At 44.4% G+C, this 20819-nt stretch carries 24 protein-coding genes and 3 pseudogenes; 11 read left to right on the forward strand and 16 right to left on the reverse strand.

The window, feature by feature from the left end:
• The first annotated feature begins 160 nt into the window (after window positions 1-160).
• Window positions 161-307, forward strand: a complete 147-nt coding sequence (locus QUA70_RS03865; protein WP_333345096.1) for a DUF4926 domain-containing protein — start codon at window positions 161-163, stop codon at window positions 305-307.
• Between the two features lie 245 nt (window positions 308-552).
• Here the strand turns inward: QUA70_RS03865 and QUA70_RS03870 are convergent, their stop codons facing one another.
• The 4 genes and pseudogenes from QUA70_RS03870 to petN form a co-directional block, all read right to left on the reverse strand.
• On the reverse strand, window positions 553-741 hold the full coding sequence (locus QUA70_RS03870; RefSeq protein ID WP_333048102.1) for a CsbD family protein: 189 nt from the start codon (window positions 739-741) through the stop codon (window positions 553-555).
• Window positions 742-832: 91 nt separating this feature from the next.
• Window positions 833-1070: pseudogene (locus QUA70_RS03875) on the reverse strand (DUF167 domain-containing protein).
• Window positions 1067-1666: a DJ-1/PfpI family protein gene (locus QUA70_RS03880; RefSeq protein WP_333048100.1), complete on the reverse strand. Its 600-nt coding sequence runs from the start codon at window positions 1664-1666 to the stop codon at window positions 1067-1069. The pseudogene QUA70_RS03875 and the gene QUA70_RS03880 overlap by 4 nt, the downstream one beginning before the upstream one ends.
• A 223-nt stretch (window positions 1667-1889) precedes the next feature.
• Window positions 1890-1979 carry a cytochrome b6-f complex subunit PetN gene (petN, locus tag QUA70_RS03885; RefSeq protein WP_071883976.1) on the reverse strand — a complete coding sequence of 30 codons (90 nt, stop codon included), beginning with the start codon at window positions 1977-1979 and terminating at the stop codon, window positions 1890-1892.
• 82 nt (window positions 1980-2061) lie between these two features.
• Here petN and QUA70_RS03890 point away from each other — a divergent pair, with 82 nt between their 5' ends.
• Window positions 2062-2541 carry a hypothetical protein gene (locus QUA70_RS03890; RefSeq protein WP_333345098.1) on the forward strand — a complete coding sequence of 160 codons (480 nt, stop codon included), beginning with the start codon at window positions 2062-2064 and terminating at the stop codon, window positions 2539-2541.
• Between the two features lie 142 nt (window positions 2542-2683).
• Here QUA70_RS03890 and QUA70_RS03895 read toward each other — a convergent pair whose 3' ends face one another.
• The 7 genes and pseudogenes from QUA70_RS03895 to QUA70_RS28520 form a co-directional block, all read right to left on the reverse strand.
• Complete coding sequence (locus tag QUA70_RS03895) at window positions 2684-3358, reverse strand: SDR family oxidoreductase (RefSeq protein ID WP_333345100.1); 675 nt, start codon at window positions 3356-3358, stop codon at window positions 2684-2686.
• Window positions 3359-3528: 170 nt separating this feature from the next.
• Window positions 3529-4140, reverse strand: a complete 612-nt coding sequence (locus QUA70_RS03900; RefSeq protein WP_333345102.1) for a class I SAM-dependent methyltransferase — start codon at window positions 4138-4140, stop codon at window positions 3529-3531.
• A gap of 331 nt (window positions 4141-4471) precedes the next feature.
• Window positions 4472-5515, reverse strand: a complete 1044-nt coding sequence (bioB, locus tag QUA70_RS03905) for a biotin synthase BioB (protein WP_333329132.1) — start codon at window positions 5513-5515, stop codon at window positions 4472-4474.
• A gap of 17 nt (window positions 5516-5532) precedes the next feature.
• Window positions 5533-6837, reverse strand: a complete 1305-nt coding sequence (gene bioA, locus QUA70_RS03910) for an adenosylmethionine--8-amino-7-oxononanoate transaminase (protein ID WP_333345104.1) — start codon at window positions 6835-6837, stop codon at window positions 5533-5535.
• Between the two features lie 205 nt (window positions 6838-7042).
• On the reverse strand, window positions 7043-8455 hold the full coding sequence (locus tag QUA70_RS03915; RefSeq protein ID WP_333329125.1) for an adenylate/guanylate cyclase domain-containing protein: 1413 nt from the start codon (window positions 8453-8455) through the stop codon (window positions 7043-7045).
• A gap of 244 nt (window positions 8456-8699) precedes the next feature.
• Window positions 8700-9434 (reverse strand): annotated as a pseudogene (locus tag QUA70_RS28515) (adenylate/guanylate cyclase domain-containing protein); the annotation flags it as partial.
• 120 nt (window positions 9435-9554) lie between these two features.
• A pseudogene (locus QUA70_RS28520) lies at window positions 9555-10169 on the reverse strand (Tll0287-like domain-containing protein); the annotation flags it as partial.
• A 304-nt stretch (window positions 10170-10473) separates the two neighbouring features.
• On the opposite strand from QUA70_RS28520, the gene QUA70_RS03925 reads away from it, so the two are divergent.
• Entirely contained in the window at window positions 10474-11223 is a 750-nt protein-coding gene (locus tag QUA70_RS03925; RefSeq protein WP_333345108.1) for a class I SAM-dependent methyltransferase, read from the forward strand.
• A gap of 145 nt (window positions 11224-11368) precedes the next feature.
• Complete coding sequence (locus tag QUA70_RS03930) at window positions 11369-12727, forward strand: FAD-binding oxidoreductase (RefSeq protein ID WP_333345110.1); 1359 nt, start codon at window positions 11369-11371, stop codon at window positions 12725-12727.
• Between the two features lie 218 nt (window positions 12728-12945).
• Here the strand turns inward: QUA70_RS03930 and QUA70_RS03935 are convergent, their stop codons facing one another.
• Together QUA70_RS03935 and QUA70_RS03940 are read right to left on the reverse strand one after the other, a co-directional pair.
• Window positions 12946-13332 carry a hypothetical protein gene (locus QUA70_RS03935; RefSeq protein ID WP_333345112.1) on the reverse strand — a complete coding sequence of 129 codons (387 nt, stop codon included), beginning with the start codon at window positions 13330-13332 and terminating at the stop codon, window positions 12946-12948.
• A 359-nt stretch (window positions 13333-13691) separates the two neighbouring features.
• Window positions 13692-14582, reverse strand: a complete 891-nt coding sequence (locus QUA70_RS03940; protein ID WP_333345114.1) for an ABC transporter permease — start codon at window positions 14580-14582, stop codon at window positions 13692-13694.
• Between the two features lie 139 nt (window positions 14583-14721).
• On the opposite strand from QUA70_RS03940, the gene QUA70_RS03945 reads away from it, so the two are divergent.
• The 6 genes from QUA70_RS03945 (at window position 14722) to QUA70_RS03970 (ending at window position 17013) form a co-directional block, all read left to right on the forward strand.
• Window positions 14722-15081 (forward strand): DUF6972 family protein, encoded by a 360-nt coding sequence (locus QUA70_RS03945; protein ID WP_333329108.1) that lies wholly within the window; start codon window positions 14722-14724, stop codon window positions 15079-15081.
• On the forward strand, window positions 15044-15301 hold the full coding sequence (locus tag QUA70_RS03950) for a hypothetical protein (protein ID WP_333329104.1): 258 nt from the start codon (window positions 15044-15046) through the stop codon (window positions 15299-15301). The genes QUA70_RS03945 and QUA70_RS03950 overlap by 38 nt, the downstream gene beginning before the upstream one ends.
• 90 nt (window positions 15302-15391) lie before the next feature.
• On the forward strand, window positions 15392-15763 hold the full coding sequence (locus tag QUA70_RS03955; RefSeq protein WP_333329101.1) for a hypothetical protein: 372 nt from the start codon (window positions 15392-15394) through the stop codon (window positions 15761-15763).
• Window positions 15760-16182: a putative toxin-antitoxin system toxin component, PIN family gene (locus QUA70_RS03960; RefSeq protein WP_333329097.1), complete on the forward strand. Its 423-nt coding sequence runs from the start codon at window positions 15760-15762 to the stop codon at window positions 16180-16182. The genes QUA70_RS03955 and QUA70_RS03960 overlap by 4 nt, the downstream gene beginning before the upstream one ends.
• A gap of 71 nt (window positions 16183-16253) precedes the next feature.
• Window positions 16254-16733 (forward strand): DUF433 domain-containing protein, encoded by a 480-nt coding sequence (locus QUA70_RS03965; RefSeq protein ID WP_333345116.1) that lies wholly within the window; start codon window positions 16254-16256, stop codon window positions 16731-16733.
• Window positions 16723-17013, forward strand: a complete 291-nt coding sequence (locus QUA70_RS03970) for a type II toxin-antitoxin system PemK/MazF family toxin (protein ID WP_333329092.1) — start codon at window positions 16723-16725, stop codon at window positions 17011-17013. The genes QUA70_RS03965 and QUA70_RS03970 overlap by 11 nt, the downstream gene beginning before the upstream one ends.
• On the opposite strand, the gene QUA70_RS03975 is transcribed toward QUA70_RS03970, so the two are convergent.
• The gene (locus tag QUA70_RS03975; protein ID WP_333410311.1) at window positions 16994-18040 is read right to left on the reverse strand and encodes a DUF4917 family protein; all 1047 of its coding nucleotides are present in this window, start codon (window positions 18038-18040) and stop codon (window positions 16994-16996) included. The genes QUA70_RS03970 and QUA70_RS03975 overlap by 20 nt on opposite strands.
• A 220-nt stretch (window positions 18041-18260) precedes the next feature.
• Between QUA70_RS03975 and QUA70_RS03980 the strand changes: the two genes are divergently transcribed.
• Complete coding sequence (locus tag QUA70_RS03980; protein ID WP_333345120.1) at window positions 18261-18890, forward strand: Uma2 family endonuclease; 630 nt, start codon at window positions 18261-18263, stop codon at window positions 18888-18890.
• Between the two features lie 131 nt (window positions 18891-19021).
• On the opposite strand, the gene QUA70_RS03985 is transcribed toward QUA70_RS03980, so the two are convergent.
• Complete coding sequence (locus QUA70_RS03985; RefSeq protein ID WP_333345122.1) at window positions 19022-20044, reverse strand: ATP-binding cassette domain-containing protein; 1023 nt, start codon at window positions 20042-20044, stop codon at window positions 19022-19024.
• Between the two features lie 584 nt (window positions 20045-20628).
• A complete protein-coding gene (locus QUA70_RS03990; protein WP_242716917.1) occupies window positions 20629-20817 on the reverse strand; it encodes a hypothetical protein in 189 nt (62 codons plus the stop codon).
• Window positions 20818-20819 lie beyond the last annotated feature (2 nt).

The following is a 20819-nucleotide window of genomic DNA, read 5'->3' on the forward strand; positions in this document are numbered from 1 at the left end:
CCAATAATCTTTAGAACTGACGCATCAGAACCAAAGAAACCGGGTTTTTCACTCCTAATTAAAGGCTAGGGTGCAGTATTTCGGTAAAAACCCGATTTCTACCTCCAGGACTAATCTTGATAACTCTCCCCCAGCCAAGTCAAAAAGTGAGGTAAAAACAATGAAAAAAATTAAAGACCTAGATATTGTTGCTTTAACTGAAGATTTAGAAGCAACCCATTTTGAAACAAAACAAATCATTAAATTATATAAAGGACAAGTAGGAACAGTCGTGATGGAATTTGATGGCAGTGCTTTTGAGGTATAATTTTCTTATCAAGATGGCACAACTTATGCAAGGGAAACAATTCCAGCCACAAAATTAATGCTTTTGCATTATGAATTACTAGAATCTATAGGGGCGGTTCGCCGGTGAATTTTGCCACGCACCAATAATGTTAATAAACCCACCCCAAGATATTGGTACAAATAATTTAGGCTCAGTATAAAAAATCCCGCAAACATATCGCTTGCGGGATTTAGTAGGCAGGAAACTTGTAGCGAATACTGTTACTAAGCTCGGTCTACAATCTCTTTGGCTTTATCTTTGAGGTCTTCTTTCAGGTGAATTGCTGATGCTTGGTCTTGCTTGGCTTGACCTTCTAATTTATCTTTCTGATTGCCTGTAACTTCGCTAACAGCTTCTTGGATTTTGCCTTCAATATTCTTCGCTGTTGCTTCGACTCTATTTTCAATGCTCATAATTTTATATTCTAACTCTACAACTACTAATATATGATTTTAAAGTTGAGTCTGTATCTCTCTTTAGATAGATTTGTTATTACCTTTATTTCTAAGTTGCAGGTTCGATCGCAAATTCGACAAGTTTATTGCGGGAGGAAAAACCGGATTTAATGCCGATCGCAGATTTCGGCACTTTAAACTTTTTCGCCAACAGCATGATTAATTCTTGATTGGCTTGTGCGATCGACGGGCGGCGACTTGAGATGTATTGTGAGGCTGCCGTCTGGTTGTTCTGCGATGCTTTGCTGTTTGCAATTCGGTTTAACTTGGACTGTGAAAATAGTCATACCTCGACTTTCTCTGAATGTTCGATCTTCGTTCCCAAAACTTTCAGGAATTCAGCCAGCCAGTTAGGATGTGCTGGCCAGGCGGGGGCGGTGACTAAATTGCCATCAACTACGGCTTCGGTAACGGGAACTTCTGTATATTTGCCGCCGGCCCGGAGTACGTCGGGGCTGCAAGCGGGGTATGCGGTGCAGCGTTTGCCTTCGAGTACGCCGGCGGCGGTTAGGACTTGCAAGCCGTGACAAATAGATGCGATCGGCTTTTTGCTGTTGGCAAAGTAGCGGGTAATTTGCAGCACTTGTTCGTTGAGGCGGATGTATTCTGGGGCGCGTCCTCCGGGGATAATCAAAGCGTCGTAGTCAGCCGGGTTGATTTCGTCAAAAGTCGCGTTTAAAGTGAAGTTGTGACCGGGTTTTTCGCTGTAGGTTTGATCGCCTTCAAAGTCGTGAATTGCAGTGCGAATTGTTTGGCCTGCTGCTTTGTCCGGGCAGATGGCGTGGACGGTGTGACCTACCATTTGCAGTGCTTGGAAGGGAACCATTACTTCGTAGTCTTCTACAAAGTCGCCGACTAACATTAAGATTTTTTTGGCTGTCATGTTTGCAATTGGGCTTATTTCGTTTTGGTTAAATCTGAGATGTTGCACCATTGTCAAGAACCAACGGGCAAGATGCCCGTTCCACAAAACTTAATTTTCTTGTGGAACGGGCAAGATGCCCGTTCCTAAACAAGTAATTGAGAATGGTGCAAGATATCAGTTAAATAGGATTAAAAAAAATGCGGGGCAGTTAAAAAGCTTGCCCCGCAAGCTATTGTGAAATCTAGAAACCGTTGCGTCCCCAAATGACCATTGAAATTGAGAAGGAGAACAGAACTAGCACCGAAACCCAACCGAGTGACAAAATATCCATAGCTATTTATTGAACAAACTGTACAAAGTGACTCCAAACCTTATGATAAGTCAATTTGAGCCATTTTTGAAATGAGGGCGCTGTGAAGGACTCGTCAAATTTTAGTGCCGCTGAACGGGTAGAATCTTTGAAGGCAGGGAGTGTTGCTGCTTTGTCTTGTTTGCTGGGTTTTGGGGCGATCGCCCTTGGTAATAGCTTAATTCTGGCGGATAGGTTCGATTCTCTGGCGAGTTTGCAGGTAAGGGAAATTGACCTAAATTTTGCCTTCAGAGGGACGAGCGCACTTTTGGGCGGTTTTTTGTTCGGCGTGACTTACCGCTATGCGATTCGCCGAGATGTTAACCCGCAGCTTAAATCGGGTGCGGTGTTGGCTTTTGGGTTGGTGCGGGCTTTTGGACAATTGGATGCTGGATTGTTTTTTGAACCCGGGGAGATGCCCGCCCTACAGGAGTTATTGCCGTTTGCTGTTCGCGGTGCCGAGAGTGTAGTATTGTTTGCGATCGCGGGTTTGGTTTTGGATTGGGCGATCGGGCGATCGTGGATTAAGCCTTTCGATTCTTGAGTGCCAAATCTTGCAGCATTTTTAGGAACAGGCAAGATGCCTGTTCCACAAAAGTTCAATTTTCCTGTGGGGCGTTGCTCCTAGCCAGCCCAAAAAATACAATTTAGATGGGATACAGCTTATTTTTGCGCTAAACCCGCCCCTAGAAAGTTAATACCTCAAATTCTGAATGGCCGTAAACCATCTGTTTATCTACCGCCGACACAACTTTATTGTTAGCAGCATCCGAAACTAAACACTGACAAACTAGCTGCGCTACATCCGCCCGGTGGATCGTTCCAGAAACTCGACAATCTTCTGTTAAAATACCGTTGCCTGTTGCAGGTTCCGATTTGAGTCCGCCGGGACGAATCACTGTATAAATCATCCCGCTTGCTATCAAATGATTTTCGGCTTTTTCCTTTTCAATTAAAACCGGGCGCAAAGTTTCTAAAGCTTGGGGCGGCAAAGCGCCGACACTATTACCGCTGCCGATTGATGAAACTAAAATAAATTTTTGCACGCCTGCTTTGACAGCCGCATCAATCAAGTTTTTGTTGCCCAAATAATCGGCTCTTTCTCCATCTTTTGGCAAGCCGCCAATTGTGCTGATTACGGCATGAATTGGATCGCCGCCAGCCATCGCAGCTTCCATAGCTACTGCATCCAAAGCATCCCCAGTCACGACTTTGATGCCCATTGCTTCTAATTCGGTGCTGGTTGCGGGCGATCGCAAAAGTGCAGTTACTTGCATCTTTTGTGCTGTCAGACATTTCGCGATTTCTAAGCCGACTCCTCGACTAGCACCAGCTAAAAAAATGTGGAATTTCTCTGTCATATCAATTTTGATTTAATGGGTGCAGAAATTGGTTTATTTTACTGTGGATTATACAACCATCCTCGGTCAATTGGTGAATTATTTTTTTATTTAACTTCAGAGGGCGCAGAGTACGCAGAGGAAGAGAGGGGAATGATTCGCAATTCCCGATTCCCAATTTCCAATTTACGTTAGATTTTTCTGCCCACCATTACTACCCAAGATTGAGCTTCGCGCGGTAAGCCGGGGGGGCGATAGTAGTGATTGACAATTGCAAATCCTGTTTGTTCTAAACAAGGCGCTAAAGTATGATATTCCCATCCGGCAGTATAGCGTTTTCCCGTTGGTCTCTCGTCGTATCCCTCCCAATTTCCCCGGCACATTGACATGACAATTGCACCGCTAACAACTAAGGCTTTGTGCAAATCTTGCAGCACTTTCACCATCTCGTCGCTGGGAACGTGAATCAGGGAAGCATTGGCAAAAATACCGTCAAATTCTGCCTCGGGCAAATCGAGATTCAGAAAAGATTGTTGCCAAACTTCGCATCCTGACAACTCTTTTGCTATTTCTACAAAAGCTGGAGTTGCATCTAAGCCTACAACTGTGTGTCCTTGGCTTTTAAAGGCAACCAAATCTCGTCCCGGGCCGCATCCTATATCGAGAATTTTACCGGGATTGCGGGGCATGGCAGCGGTCAATGCGGATCGATTTTGGGATACGTCGTGATGCCAAGTTCCCGCTCGGAAAGATTCGGCAGTTAGCTGGTATTCTGCGATCGTAATTTCTTCGCGTTTGTCCACAATTCCCCCTCTTGTATTATTTTAGATTTGAAATTTGAGATTTTAGATTGAAGAATTTTAACCGTAGGGACACGGCACTGTCCATTGGTGTCTACTTAAGGCTAAAACCCTTGATAAATATCGGTTTTACCTGAGTCTAGATCCCCCTAAATCCCCCTTAAGAAGGGGGACTTTGATCGAACTCTTGTCCCCCCCTTCTTAAGGGGGGCCAGGGGGGATCGAACCCTAATAGTCAAACAGCAGGATGGTACTAAGTTTGACCTTAAGTTGACACGCTTTGGGCACTGCCGTGTCCAACTCTATTTCATCCGATTGAAAACTGGTATAAGAGTTAAACAGCCAGGGTTTTTTGTTCGGATTTGGTAACTGCTGAATCAACTTCTAAGAGAGAACCTTCGGGGGATTCGATCGCAAATCCCGCATCTCGAATCATGTCCCAATCTTGATGTGCAGCTTGTCCGGGAGTTGTCAGATAATCGCCAACAAAGATAGAATTAGCGGGGTAGAGTCCGAGAGGTTGCAGCGATCGCAAATGCACCTCCCGTCCCCCAGCAATCCGAATTTCTTGACTAGGAAGCAAAAATCGGAACAAACAGAGAATTCGCAAACATTGGCGGGGAGTTAACCGATTCACATCTGCAAATGGTGTGCCGGGAATCGGAATGAAAAAGTTGACCGGCACGCTAGTAACGCCCAAATGGCGAAGCGAAAGCGCTAAATCGATCGCATCATCATCCGATTCGCCCATCCCCAAAATTCCGCCGGAACAAGTTGTGATTCCCGCTGCTTTTACGTGTTCGACGGTTTCAACCCGATCGCCAAAAGTGTGAGTCGTGCAAATGTCCGTGTGATATGATTCGGAAGTATTGAGATTGTGATTTACGCGATCGACTCCAGCTTTAGCCAAACGATGAGTTTGTTCCTCGCTCAACAATCCCAAACAAGCACAAATTTTCAGGTTATAATTTGCCTTCACAGTCTCGACAGCATCCAAAACGCGATCGAAAGTAGATGCGTTAGGTTGACGCCCCGAAATCACCAAACAAAACGTACCTGCTTTTAAATCTGCGGCGCGTTGGGCGGCATCCAGAATTTTTTCCTTAGCTAAAAGCGGATATTTCTCAATTTCCGCACTCGAAATTTTTGACTGAGAACAATAATGGCAATCTTCAGGACAAAGGCCACTTTGAGCATTTAACAAATAGTGCAGCCTGACTCGGTTTCCCCAGTAGTGGCGGCGCACCCGGTAAGCTGCGTTTAGTTGTTCCAGCAAAACCTCATCCGGTGCGCGCAATACGGCTAAAGATTGCTCGCGAGAGAGACATTTGCCCGCCAGCGCGTCGTCAGCCAAATCGTTCCAATTGGGTAAATTCATTACTAAAATTAAAGGGTTTACAGAGTATCCAAAACCTGACGAATCACCCGATAAATCGATTCTAGTTCATCAGGAGAAATGCAGTAGGGAGGCATCAAGTAAAGCGTATTTCCCAAAGGGCGGAGCAAAAACCCCGCTTCGAGAAATCTGGCTTTCAATACAGGAGCGATGTCATTAAAATAACCAGAAACGCTTTCGGTTTTCACATCCATTGCTGCGATGGTGCCGCAAGTCCGAATCCGTTCGAGTTTAGGATGATTTCTCAGCCATTGATTCAGATATTGGCGGTGCAGTTTTTCCATCCCTTGATAAACATTTGGGTTTTGCTCCAAAAGCTCCAAAGATGCTACACTCACCGCACAAGCTAAGGGATTTCCGGTGTAAGAATGACCGTGAAAAAAAGCTTTGTCCCATTCATCTCGCCAGAAAGCTTGATAAATATCCTCCGATGCCATTGTGACAGCAATTGGCAAACAGCCACCAGACAATCCTTTAGACAAACACAGGATATCCGGTGAAGTTGCAGATTTAACCGAGGCAAACAGTTCACCCGTGCGCCCAAAACCCGTCATTACTTCATCGTAAATCAACAATACATTAAACTGGCGGGCAAGTTGTGCGATCGCCCGCAAAAACTCAGGGCGGCACATTCGCATCCCCCCAGAACCTTGCACCAAAGGTTCGATAAAAATTCCCGCATAGCCGCCCTGCTTTAACAAAAACTCCAATTTCTCTAAACTCGCCGCCTCCTTGCTTTCCACATCCTCATCGCCGTCAAAAGTCGCCGGAAAAGGAACAACATCCCCAGCAAACATTAAAGGTGCAAAAGATTCCCACCACAGCGAACTTCTGCCAGCAGACATCGCGCCCACAGTATCGCCGTGATAACCTCCCTCAAAACTAATAAAGCTAGTGCGGTTAGTTTCTCCGAGATTGCGCCAATATTGAAATGCCATTTTCAAAGCAACTTCAACAGCAGTTGAGCCGTTATCAGAAAAGAAAATCCGCGTTAAAGAAGCAGGGGTATGAGTTAGCAATTTATTAGCAAGTTTCTCGGCTGGTTCGTGAGTAAATCCGGCAAAGATCACGTGTTCTAACTTTTGAGCTTGTTCATAAAGAGCCTCCGCGAGAACCGGATGGCTGTGCCCGTGAACAGTCACCCACCAACTAGAAATGCAGTCAAGAATTTGCCGCCCGTCTGCTAATTCCAGCACCGATCCTTTGCCGCGAATTACCTTCAGTGGCGGGGCAGCCGTTTTCATTTGCGTGAAAGGCTGCCAAATCGGAGAAATTGAAGAATTATGTTCCTGATTCGCAGTCATTTTTACCCATACAGCTAATATCAAGTCGCCTTTTAATATAGCAATTTTTACTCACTTATGAACTTTTTATTTCTTCTTCTCTTCCTTCGTGTCCTTCGCGTCTTAGCGGTTCGTTCAAAAAAAATCTAGTTGGGTGTTGATGGCGGCTGCCCTGCAACGTCTGCCGCCATATCACGTATTCGCGGGCGATGGTTAAAATTGTCAGTTACAATTTTCTGCCTTTGAGCAAATAAGTCGTCATAGATCCTTTGCCTTTAACATTAATTTTACCGCGCTTTTCCAACAAATACTTATCGCACAGCAACTCATAAGTTGAGTTGCTAACTTGAATTTTACCAGGAAGTCCCTGAGATTCCATGCGGCTTGCTGTATTCACAGCATCTCCCCACAAATCGTAAATAAACTTTTTAGTGCCGATGACACCTGCTACAACAGGCCCAGTATTAATGCCAATGCGGATATTGAGAGGTTTACCGCATTCGTCGCGGAATTTCATAATTTCTTGCTGCATTTCTAGAGCCATTTCGGCAATAGATTCGGCGTGATTTGTACAGGGAAGCGGTAAACCGCCTGCTACCATATAATTGTCGCCGATAGTCTTAATTTTTTCTAAGCCGTATTGTTCGCTTAAGCGATCGAAAGCTGAAAATATTTTGTTAAGTAATTCTACTAATTCTTCAGGAGACGTGCGCGAAGATATTTCGGTAAACCCCACAATATCAGCAAATAAAACCGTAACCTCGGCAAAGCCGTCCGCAATATTTATATGACCTTGTTTTAGGCGGTCGGCAATCATTACAGGTAATATATTTAGTAATAAACGTTCCGACTTTTCTTGTTCGGCGCGCAATACTTCCTCAGCTTGTTTCCGCTGTGCAATTTCCTTGTATACTCGGTGAAACATTTGATTGAATGCGACCATGAGTTCTCCCAACTCGTCATCGCGCTTGACAGACAGAGAGTAGAAATCAGGTTGTTCTCGATCTTTGCTCAAAGCGTCTCCGGCAGCGATCAAGTCATCGCGCAATCTCAAGATAGGTGCAATTACTGTCACCCCTAAAAAAAACATAGTCACAGAAGTGACAAAGGCTGATATAATGATGACTAGAACAGCAACCCGTCCGATAAATGCGTAGAGTTCCGGCTGAACTGTGGAAGCATCGTGACGCACAATTAAGATATAATCGCCTCCAAAATGTCGCTCCGTCCAAGCAATATCGTAGCGCTTGCCATCGAAATTGTGATTGTGAACTATACGAGATCTGTTTAGTTGCTCGAAACGGATTTCTGGCGGTTCGCCAAGTGTATATATGAGCTCACCGTTAGCCTGGTAAATAGATAATCCTAAAACTACTTGAGAGTCCTTAGTAATATTTTTGACTTCTTCTTGCAAGAAAGTGCGATCGGAAATATCTTGTTGGAGCAAAAACTCTAGGGAATCCACAGTCGTCCGAGATACCTGTTCCAGTTGACTTAAAAGTTCATTTTCACGCCGAAAATAAGAGGGAACTAAAATAATTCCCTCTATGACAAGAATGCTAGCAAATACCCACAAAGCTATTTGCCTAGACAAGCGAGATTTGAAAAAACTCAAGAATGATAAAATCCGCACGAACATAAAATTTACTATTTGGGAAAGGGCGAGTTTAGGGAATAGGAAAAAAACCGGGTTTCTGGTAATCAATTTTGGGTGTGTCAAGGAAGCAACCGCGCAAAAACCGGGTTTCTCACATCCCCTGTGTAATTCCTGTAATTGTCCGTAGTCAACAGCCAGCAGGCATTAACGGTTAGTTCTTGGCTAACCACTAACGACGGATGACTCGCGACTAACTAGCAGACCCCTTAATAATATAATAAACAAATTAAACCGAAACTGCGCTGACTAGCCTGGCTGCAAGCAGATAAGTATTCATATCGCCCTTGCCTTTGACGTGGATAATTCCTCTGTCTTCAAACAAATACTTATTTTGCAAGATATCGTAAGTTGATTGTGTGACTTGAATCGCGCCGGCAATCCCGTGGGATTCCATGCGGGCTGCTGTATTGACGGCATCGCCCCAGAGGTCGTAAATAAATTTTTTAGTGCCAATAACTCCCGCAATTGCAGGCCCGGTATTGATGCCGATGCGAATGTTAATTCCTGCATGATGTTTGGCATTAAATTTTGCTAATTCCTCCTGCATATCTAAAGCCATTTCCGCAATGCTTTCGGCGTGGTTGGTGCTAGGATTTGGTAAACCTCCCACTACCATGTAAGCATCTCCAATTGTTTTGATTTTTTCCAAGCCGTACTTTTCGGTCAGACAATCGAAGGCTGAAAAAATTTCGTTGAGAAACTCGATCAATTCTTCGGGAGATCTTTGTGCTGAAAGTACAGTAAAGCCTACGATATCCGCAAACAAAATCGTGACTTCTGCGAAGCGGTCAGCAATACTGCTTTGACCGTCTTTTAACCTAGCAGCAATGGATTCGGGTAAAATATTGAGCAGCAGGCGATCGCTCTTTTCCTGTTCTTTCAGCAATTCTACATTAGTTTCTTGCAATTGTGCCGTGCGTTCCCTGACGCGCTGTTCTAATTGTTTAGCATTTTGGCGCAACCTGCTGATAGCTAAAGTTAATCCTGTTACCCCTAAAACTGAAAGACCTACTAACAGTAAAAACAGGTTTTTAAGTTCACTTTGAGTATTTTGAGTGATGGTATCGAGAGGTTGAGTAATTTCTAATATTCCCCGTACATCTCCCACTTTCCAATCAGTCTTAGGACTGTCGCGGTGAGTATTGTGACAGTTAACGCAGCTAGAACTTAGAAGATCTGCCTCGGCATATCGAAATGCTGGCTTGCCGCGAAAATCGTCACGGCGGAAAAACTTTTGTGTCGGATTTTTTGTCAAATAGGTAATAGCTTGCCGTTCAAAATCGTCTCGGACTCCGCCTTCTCCTCGCCGCCAGGGAAACGGGTAGTCGCTGTAGACACGAAGTGATACTTCGGGATTTTTATTGGTGATCTGGTTGCCGAGTTCTATTAAGAAAGTGGCCGGTACGGGAACTGTTACTTTTGTCGGGTTGTAGTCGTGGGTAAAGTTAATCGCTTTAGCGGTGTTTAGAGGATTGACAACATCAGAACTGTAAAGGGTGCGGGCTTCTTTAACTGCTTGGGCATAGAGGGTGGCATTTTGGAGGGCTTGCGATTCGATTAGGGTGGAGGAAAGACGATACATATTTGCCATCGCTACTCCTACACCTACACAAAATAAAATTGTCAGCGCAAGCAGAATTCGCTTATAAATTAATTGGCTGATGGCAGCCCGACTGCGAGAAATCAACTGGCGCATGGTATCCTCAAGTGTGAGGTTTAATCTTTATTTCAATTTATGCACTACTAACATAACACTGGTTGTTCAGACTGTTTTGCTGGCCTCCGGGGTAAAGCAAGACTCTCTGAGTGCAACCGAGGGTTAATTATTGTTTACCGCGAGTGTTTCGCTTATCCGTAAGAATACCCATAACTTTATAGTGGTTTTCGGTTGAGTGAAGTACAGATGATCGAGTAAGGACACCGCAGTGCCGTGTCCCTACTTCACGCACTTTTTGTTCTATCTCGGTTAGGATAGCAATTGTAGTCTATGGTTGGCGATCGTGAATTCTGACTCTACTGTCTCACCGACGGGCAACGAAATTTTTCCGGGAGAAGTTTTCGTCAATACTGCTAATTTTGATACTGGCATTCGGCGACTTTTACCTAAATATGACGAAATGCTGGATGTAGTAGCAGGCTGCATTGCTAACACAAACCACCGCATTTTAGAACTCGGCTGCGGTACGGGGGAACTCACTTTAAAAGTTCTCAAACGCTACCCGTCTGCGGAAATAGTTGCTGTCGATTACTCGCCGCGAATGCTTGATTTTGCCCGCGCCAAAATAGAGTCGGCAGGATACGCAGCCCGGTGGACTGGAATAGAAATGGATTTTGGAGAATGGGCGAACAATCCAAATTTATCAGGCTTGGGGGATAAATTCAATGCTTGCATTTCCTCTCTGGCAATTCACCATCTTGAGGATGAGATGAAGTTGAAATTGTTTGAACGCATTCGCGAAAGTTTAAATGCTGGTGGCTGTTTTTGGAATGCCGATCCTCTTTTAGCAGAATCAGCAGCAATGAAAGATATTTATCAAGCGGCGCGAGAAGACTGGGCGCTAAATCAGGGGGAAACCTTAGCACAAATTCGCGCAAATGTGGGGACGAGTGTCTCTTACGGGTATTCTAATCCCGATCGCCTAGCTACACTTTCGGCACATTTGGAAATGCTGGCAAAAGCTGGATTTGAGACTGTTGCAGTTCCTTGGAAATACTACGGTATGGCAGTATTTGGGGGATTTGTTAATTGAAAAAAGGAGCCCTGGACGCAGAACATCTATATGTAGGGTGGGCCTCGGCGCACCTTACTACTTAAAGAAAGATTGCAGTTAGTATTTTATCTTACTAAGTTCTGCTTGATAAAACATATAATACTGCCAGCATGGAGGAAACAAAATGACTGCAACTGCGATTCAAAGTATTGACGGGGATGCTTTTTATTCGGAACTATCGGGAATCGAAATAATTAGCGATCGCGCGCAAGTTGTCAAGCTATCTCACGACTATTATCACTTCAGTCCTGTTTTGCAACCTCTCTTAAGTGATAAAACAGGAGATTTAGTCGTTCGTCCCGCCAGCGAAGCCGAAGTTTTGCGGATTGCGGCAGCCTGCGTCAAATTCAAAATTCCGTTAACTGTCAGAGGTGCAGGAACGGGCAATTACGGGCAGTGCATTCCCCTCAAGGGCGGCGTCATTTTAGATACCACAAAAATGCACAGTATCCGCTGGATAAAACCGGGTTTAGCTTGCGTAGAACCAGGGGTGAAAATGTCGGTTTTCGACAAACAAGCGCGAGAAACCGGTTGGGAATTGCGGATGGTTCCCTCAACCTACCGCACCGCAACGATTGGGGGATTTATTGGTGGCGGTAGCGGCGGAATTGGTTCGATAACTTACGGGCAATTGCGCGATCGAGGAAATCTTCATGCCGTTCGAGTCGTTACAATGGAAGACGAGCCCCGCGTCATCGAATTACGCGGCGATGAAGTGCAAAAAGTCAATCACGCTTACGGCACAAATGGGATTATTACTGAGTTAGAAATTCCCCTCGCCCCTGCTTATCCTTGGGCGGAAATCATCGTCGCTTTTGACGATTTTATGACCTCGGCAAACTTCGGTCAAGCTTTGGGCGATGCTGACGGAATTATCAAAAAACTAATTTGTGTTTGTGCTTGGCCGATTCCTGCTTCTTTTGCTGCTTTCCGCGAGGAGATTCCTGAAGGTAAGCACTGCGCTTTGTTAATGGTAGCTGAATCTTGTCTGGAACCGCTGCAAGATTTGGTGCGCGAATATGGCGGCACAATTTGCTATCAAAAAAACGCGCAAGCAGCGAGCAAAGGTGCAGCCATTGCTGAATTTACTTGGAATCATACAACTCTACACGCTCGCAGCGCTGACCCTTCTCTGACTTATTTGCAGACGATTTTTCCCGCCGATCGAGGTTTGAAATTGATTGAGGAACTGTACAATTATTATGGAGATGAGGTGATGATGCACTTGGAGTTTTTGCGGATGAATGGGAGGGCGATCGCGGCTGCTTTGCAAATAGTTCGCTACACTACGGAATCACGGCTCAATGAAATTATTCGCTATCACGAAGAGCAAGGCGCGCTAATTGCTAATCCTCACACTTATATATTGGAAGATGGAGGGATGAAAAGTATTAATGTGGAACAGTTGCAGTTTAAAAAGTTGGTGGATCCTTACGGTTTGCTTAATCCGGGTAAAATGCGGGCGTGGTTGGAACGGGATTAAGGGCGATGGTTTTTAGATAAGATTCAGATTTTGAAATCGCTGCTAGACAAACGAAGCCCGCCTACGCGGACTAAGAAATAAAGATTAAAACTCGGCGGTTGAAACCGCTGCTAGACAAACGAAGTCCGCCTACGCGGACTAAGAAATAAAATTAAAACTCGGCGGTTGAAACCGCTGCTAGACAAACGAAGTCCGCCTACGCGGACTAAGAAAGCAATTTAAGGGACAGGGGCGGGAATTTCTGTAGGTGCGATCGCCGGTGAAGGCACTGCTTGGTCTGGTTTTTGCAGCATAAGGCGCTGTTTGTTGCGAAATTCTGTGGCCGCATCGTTCAAATTTTGGCGCTGTTCGCTATTAAATTCTTCCATGCTGCGGCCGCCTCCCAATCTGGATCTGTGAATTAAATCAAATATTGCGCTTCCGCTGCTTTGGCCGGAAAATGGGTCGGTATTGTCTTGAGTTTGAAAGTCTTGCAGCGGTTGGGCATTATTTAAACCGCTGGCTTGAGCGAAGCTTGCTTGAGGGGAAAACAGAGCACAGGATGCGATCGCGCTTGCAGCAATCCCAATCATCAATTTGCCCGATTTGGAAGTTTTGGTGTTCATAATTTATTAGTTGAACCTTCAAAAAAACAATTCTATCTAAACAATATTCTGACTTGTGACTAAATATTATATTACTTCGCTGGGGCTAAGGACAGAGCCATGCCCATTGGTGTCAACCATCGCCTGAAAGCCTTGATAAATCTCGTTTTTACCTGAGTCCAGATCCCCCTAAATCCCCCTTAAGAAGGGGAGTAGGGGTTGACTTTGATCCATTTCCGGTTCCCCCCTTCTTAAGGGGGGCTAGGGGGGATCTAGGCTTAATAGTCCAACACCATTCTGTGACTGGGTTTGACATTAAGTTGACACCAATGGGCTTTTGGAGTGTCCCTAGAATTGACGGTGCAGGTGAAACGATCGCCCTAAGCAAACCTGCGCCGCAACAGGGGCTGAATGCTCAGCAGCGCCACCAAATCAAACGCCAACAGCACTAATAGGGCTCCTCCAAAGGTGACATTACCCCAAGGAGCGTGCATCACCACACTGGCTAAAGACCAATCGCTGTGCAGGTACAGGTAGCGGATGGGTTCGATCGCATAACTCAGAGGATTGAGAGTCACCACAACTTGCAGCCACTCTGGCATAAATGACAGCGGCGCGAGGGCGGTGCTGGCAAATAACAGCGGCAGGTTAGTAACAAAAATTACCGCTATTAATTCTACGTGACCGGGAAGAGCGAAGGCTAAACCCAGACTCAAGCCGGTGACGCCCAAAACTAATAGTAGGACAATTAGGGCGATCGCCCCAAGTCCGGCAATTCCGGGGAATCCCGCGCCCAAAAACGCGCCCGCTGTAACGATTGTGCCGGTTTGGATAAAGCTGAGGGTGACGATAAAAATAGCCGAGGCCAGGACGATCGAAAATCTGGAAGCCAACGGCGCGACTAACAGGCGGTTGAGAAATCCAAATTCGCGATCGAACATAATCGGCAAACCAGCATTCAGCGCCCCGGCAAAGGCAGTAAAAACGATTACACCAGCGCCGAGAAATTGTCCGTAATTCTGGCTTTCGCCGAACAAGCCTGCGGGTGCATTTTCAAACAGAGCTCCGAACAAAACCAACCACATCAGGGGCTGAATAATGCCTGCAACTAGCGTCGAGGGGCGGCGCTGCAATTGAATAAACAGGCGCTTGGTTAAGGCGAGTGTTTCTTGGATGAAGTCGCCCAGCAGGGAAGTGGAAGTGTCAGCGGATGCCGTGGAGAGTGGCCGCTGCTGGTTGAGGTTGTTGGGGGATGTAACAGTACCGCTCATAATTGCTTGCGCTGATTTTGATTAAATCTAACTCTCTTTACAGTAGCAAGTCTGGAGGTATTGGTGGTGTTGGGCGGGCGATCGCTTTTTGTGTAGAGTTTGGGTAAACTGAATATCATGTTACCTGTCTAATTAGTTGATGAGTGGCATTAACCGCGAACTAACACCAGACGCTAGAAATAGTTTATTTGACAAACATCTTCCCGGTACCTCACAGGTGGAACGACTGCTAAGGAAAGAGGGAAAAGCTCATGTTTCCAATGACAGAGCTACACTAGATGCAGTGACGGAAGCTATTATAGACAGAGGATATCTGACAGGAGTTGAGGATGAAACCGATGACTATGAACGTTATGGACTCTACTTTGACGATGCGATAGGCTATCAAGTTAGAGCAGATGGTAGTCGCATTCCTCTTTATTATGCTGAAATAAAAATTATCAAAGGAACAGATACATATCATGTTATCCCACGCACCAGACCTCGCCGAACAAATTAATGATTGGGACTTTATCGAATTGTGGGTAGATCCGATTGTTTTTCTCCCTCGTATTTTGATGTTAGTGAGTGGAAAGAATGGAGGTTTTTGTATTTATGACCCATCAGCCAACTATAAGTCTCTGTTTTTAACTTCAAGCTATGATGAGGCTCATTCATGGCTTTTGGAAGATGAGTATGAGCGCTGCGAGGGTCGGCTTTTAGCGGAGGAAATTGCTTGATTTTTGCCGAGAAGATATTGTGGTAAAATTAAGTATAAGCTCTCATTAATAATGCTAAATAAAAACTTGATTTACTAGGAGGATAAAGCTATGTCATCAAGGGCGATCGCAACTTTGGTCAAAATCATGGAATCTTTGCCAGAAACTCTGCAAGATAGAGTTGTTGAACACCTGCGAGAATACATTCTGAAATCAAATATTACTGTTCCTGTCAACCCCGACGGTAAGTTAGAAATTCCCGCTGAGATTGAGGCTCAACTGAAGCCTGGGGATCGATATGCAGTTACAGTGACAGGAGATAGTATTGTTTTTGAGAAGGTAGCAGGTTTCGACTGGGAGGAACTACGACGGCGTAGAGAGTCTTTACCCCTCGATCCTAATCCGATGACAATGGAGGAAATTTGCGAACTTGTGCGGGAAGTACGTCGCGATAAACGTTTGGAAAGAGAGTCGCAACCATGAAAGTTGTACTGGATACTAATATTTTTATCTCAGGGTGGTTGTGGGGAGGTAGACCCGATAGAGTATTAAAATTAGCAGAAGTTTATCTCATTACTGTGTGTGCTTCTGAAGAGTTGCTTGATGAAATGCAAAGCACATTGAGTCAAGATAAATTTCTTTCTAAACTTCAGGCTTTGAGAGTGAATCTCAATGATTTAATGAGCGGAACACGAGAGTTAGTGGAGATTTATCCGATTTCCACTATCAACGTGCCTGAGTTACGAGATGCTAATGACAATATGGTTTTAGCAACTGCCCTCGCTGCTGATGCTGATGCAATTGTTACGGGCGATCTGGATTTGTTAGTGTTGCAGGAATATGAGGGGATTCCTATTGTTACGGCTAGGGAATTTTTGGAGCGTTATTTTCCAGAAAATTAGGGGGCGATCGCTCTTGCTGTGACAGTGCTATCCTAGATAAGAGAACAATCAGAAATTGGCGGGAAAAAATCTTGTCAACTATCACCGATATAGGAACTTTAATTAGCCGTCAGCCTGACATACATGGTGGCTGTCCTATTATTGCCGGAACTGGTGTTACAGTCCGGCGCATTGCTATTTGGTACAAGCAAGGTTTGAGTCCAGAAGAAATTGTCGATCGCATCGGGCATTTAACTCTCACCCAAGTCTATGCAGCTTTGACTTATTACCATGCTAACCGAGAGGAAATTGATGCTGACATTGCAGCCGAAGCAGCAGAAGGCGAGCGAATAGAAGCATTGATTTGCGATCGTAAGATTAAAAATCAGCAGATGGATATAGCTTTAGAAATACCAACACTAGCCGACTATCCCAGTCGCAGAGAATTTATGCAATTGCCGTTAGAAGAGAGGCGAAATATTTTAGAAAGACAAGCTGAGGTAATGTTGCAACATTACCAGCAAGATAGAGAATGGCAAGAATTAGAAGCCGGAGATTTAATTGACTACTAACTCTCCTTCTCCTAAACGGGGTGATATTGGGTTACCTAATTTTGACCCAACAGTGGGAGCAGAAATCAAAAAAATCCGTCCGGCTGTAGTGGTAAGTTCTGATAGTGTTGGTAAATTACCACTGAAATTGGCTGCACCTATCACAGATTGGAAAAAATATTATGCTGGCAATATCTGGCACGTTAAGATTGAGCCAGATATTGCTAAATTCTGTTTAAATGTCAACAAACACCGAAAGCAACAGGAACGATTAAGCTCTATCAGTCTGCTTCTATCCTGATACCAGGAGAGCATAAAGGATGAGATTTTTCGTCAAAAAACTGTATGTCGTCTGGCTTCATTACGCCTTCCCAATACTTGATTTGCTGAGCTACATCTCCATCATCTACTATGGAAATAGCTACTGTCTGAGGGCTTGATTCAACAATTGCATCTAAAAGGTGCTTGTTAAAATCATGATTTTTATCCAGCAGATTTTTATCAAGGTTCAACGGGTTGCCAAGTACAACAAGTTTATCAGTGTTTTGTTTGAGCCTGTTATAAGCAAAAAACAGATAATCGGAGTTGCGAATGAATTTGAGTTTGTCTCTCCATGTACCTTCGGCAATGAACAAGGGTCGGAAATTTGGATCGCTCCAGAGTTGTTTACATTGTTCTAAGATGTTTTCTCCTTTATTGGTAATTTTTAGGATTTTTTCTCCTTGAGAATATAGGTGTAAGCCCCCATGAATATAAAAAAACCTTAACGTTGCATTCTCAGGGCAGAAATCTTCCTGGAATTCCTTACCTTTAAAGTAGTCTCGCAACCCTTCAGGAGGTCCATCTGACATAAGGCTCCAGTAAATCAGCAAATCATAACTTGTATAAAACAGATTTTGATACTTCAATATTTCTTTTTTGACAGTGGTTAATACCTGTGTTTTTTGTTTTTGGGTTTTTAGCCAAGGAATATGGACTCGCTCTACGGCTTCAATTAGAGAGCGTTGGATATTCTGATAATGATCGTCTATTGTCTGGAGAAGCTCTGAATGCGCCTGCACCCCTAAAATCTCATTGACTTCTTTGGTTGTTGAAAGAGTTGCTAGTACCTTCTCAAAGTTTTTAGTTTCTAGCTTCTCAAAAATTTTTATATCTTCTGGTAACAAGAAATTGCCACCATTATTTTGTAATGATGCCTCTTGATACAGGGATGAATCTTTGAAACGATTCCACACTGCACAACTAAAACCTTTGCCCAGCAAAAGACTGGTTTCCTTGTTTTCAAAATCTTCTCGAATATCTTCCCATGAAACTAATTTTTTACTCATTTTTGTACCTATCGTTAACAAAAATATCCAAAAATTTAACTGTTGCATTTATTCCAATCTATCCTAACATATATTTTTTAAATTGACAATCCTAAAAACTCATAAAATATCACCAAATAACTTAATAAGTCACATTAAAGATGAAACTCTTCTCACGATTCCACCTGTGTTAAAACAGTATGTTAAACTGGTGGCATAATAGTCTTAAATATCTAGCTAAATGAGAGCAAACCACGATGGAACTCCTACCAAACCTAAACTAATGCTCACTTTCGATCGATTCATCAAGCAACTTCTAGATGAAGACGGACGTTATGAACTGGTTAATGGAGAAATTGTCAAAATCTTACCAACAATAAGACTGCACGAAAATGTAGCTGATTTTATTGAAAATACGTTCCAAGACGAGGTAAAAATACTCAACCTGAATTACAGGGTATCTGGCCGAATTGTAGTCAGGACATTAACCCCGAATGGTAAAGAACAAGGCCGCCATCCTGATGTTACAGTAGTAGACAAAAACCTCTGGGAATCGCAGCCGTTCGCCTATTCAGCCCTAACTGAACCCCCACAATTAGTTGTAGAAGTTGTCTCAACAAATTGGGAAGATGATTATATCGACAAGCTGGATGAATATCAGCGGCTGGGAATTTCTGAATATTGGATTGTCGATTATTTAGCTTTGGGTAGCAGAAACTATTTGGGCAACCCGAAAGAACGGACTGTTTTTGTTTACCTGCTCGATGAAAATGGGGTTTATCAAATGACTGCTTACCGAGGGATCGATCGCATTATATCCCGAACTTTCCCAGAATTAGCATTGACAGCAGAGCAAGTTTTGGATGTATGATATCAAATTCAGCTTAAATATCGGTTTATCTCGTTTATGAACAGGCTTTCCGGCCTGTTCCACAAGAAAATTCACTCTTTGTGGAACAGGCCGGAAAGCCTGTTTCTCACGAACTTTTCCCTTCCCTCAAACTACGATCGCATCGCCTGTTTTTGCTCCGCCTTCAAATCGCGGTTGCTAGCAGCAGCCAACTCCGCATCCAACAGCGTCTTACCAGTCGCAGCCAAATACACATCATCCAAACTCGGCCGAGATTGAGCAATCCCAAAAGTAGGCAATCCCGCATCTTTCAAAGCTTGCTGAATAGTCACCAGCGCATCGCTTTGCGGTGTTACTACTAAATTGAGAGAATTTCCTTGAGCCGCGTTGACAATTACTTCCTGCACAAAAGGCAAAGATTGCATCAGATTTTTAGCTTTTTCAGCTTCTTCGATCGGCGAAAACTCCCGAATCCGCAGAGTCACCCGATCGCCCCCAACCCGATTTTTCAACTCCTCCGGCGTGCCCTGTGCAATCACCGTACCCTTGTCAATAATCGCCACGCGATCGGCCAAAGCGTCAACTTCTTCGAGATAATGGCTGGTAATCAGCACCGTCGTACCTTCCTCCCGCAAGCGCCGCAGGAAATCCCACACCACCACCCGACTTTCAATATCGAGCCCGACAGTCGGTTCGTCTAACACCAAAACATCCGGCTGGTGAAGCAACCCAGCAGCTAAGTCGAGGCGTTTGCGGATACCGCCGGAATAAGTACCCGTCTTTTTATTTTCCCACTCCTCCAAACCGAGGAGTTTCACCATTTCGTCAATTCGCCCTTTAATCGTAGGGCGCGGCAAATGGTAAAGCGCTGCTTGCAGTTGCAGGAGTTCCCGCCCCGTCAGCACCTTATCGAGAGCCACTTCTTGGGCGACGTAGCCGAGTTTTTGTCTGGCAATTCTCGGCTGACTGACAGCAGAAATGCCAGACACTTCAATGCGTCCGCTATCGGGCGCACTCAAAGTACAAAGTACCCGCAGGGTTGTGGTTTTGCCTGCACCGTTGGGGCCTAGCAAACCAAATATTTCCCCCGGTTCTACCTTGAAGGAAACATCTTTAACGGCTTCTACAGTGCCGTAGCGTTTCTGAAGATTTTCAATTAAAACGGCGGGAGCCATATATTTTGGGGATGAACTGGTTGTTAATATTTTGACACTTCCGGGCTCAAATTGCCGGAATGGTCGATCGACCTATACGACTCGGTGTGTTGGTAACCATCGCACAATCCTCCTCAACCGGAAACTGCTTATAGTTTTGATTCTTAATATCAGTTTAAAAAATCTTAACTTTATAGCGGTTTTCAACCCTAATATTCATCAGTTTTCCCACTCTCCAATCTCCCATCTCATATCCAAAAAATTATGAGTTTTGAGTTAATTATAACTTCTCAGTCAGTAACTCAAAACTCACAAGTTTTCAACAAGTAGAGATGCACCCGCAACCTGTTATTTTATAATTATCTCTACCTATAGGCTGATGTGTAGCGAGATTTTGATAATTAACACCCGGGTCAAACACATTACACTTTCGAGCCAAGTATTAAACAACAAAAACTTCCCCAACTGGCAAGTTCTACTTTTAACGATTTCCCCAAAAAATGTAACTGTATGCCCGTGCTCTCAACCCCGATAGTTATCAATCCTTCCCAATGCTTTAATCAAAAATGGTATTAACTCGCCTAAAGGGAGTAGCTACCAGTTCTTTAATCGACAATTTTTACCCAACCGCGGCGAACGTTGTACAGCAGTCGGTTGATGATGGCATACTCATCATCATTCAGTGTTCTTTCTAAGAGTGCAGATCTGAGCTGTCTCCGGTCGTGGCGAGTCACGACGCTGGAGAACATGACCTGACCAAATAACTCTTCGAGTGTCATTTGGGATACTGACATGA

Source organism: Microcoleus sp. LAD1_D5 (assembly GCF_036702115.1).
Classification (GTDB): Bacteria; Cyanobacteriota; Cyanobacteriia; order Cyanobacteriales; family Microcoleaceae; genus Microcoleus.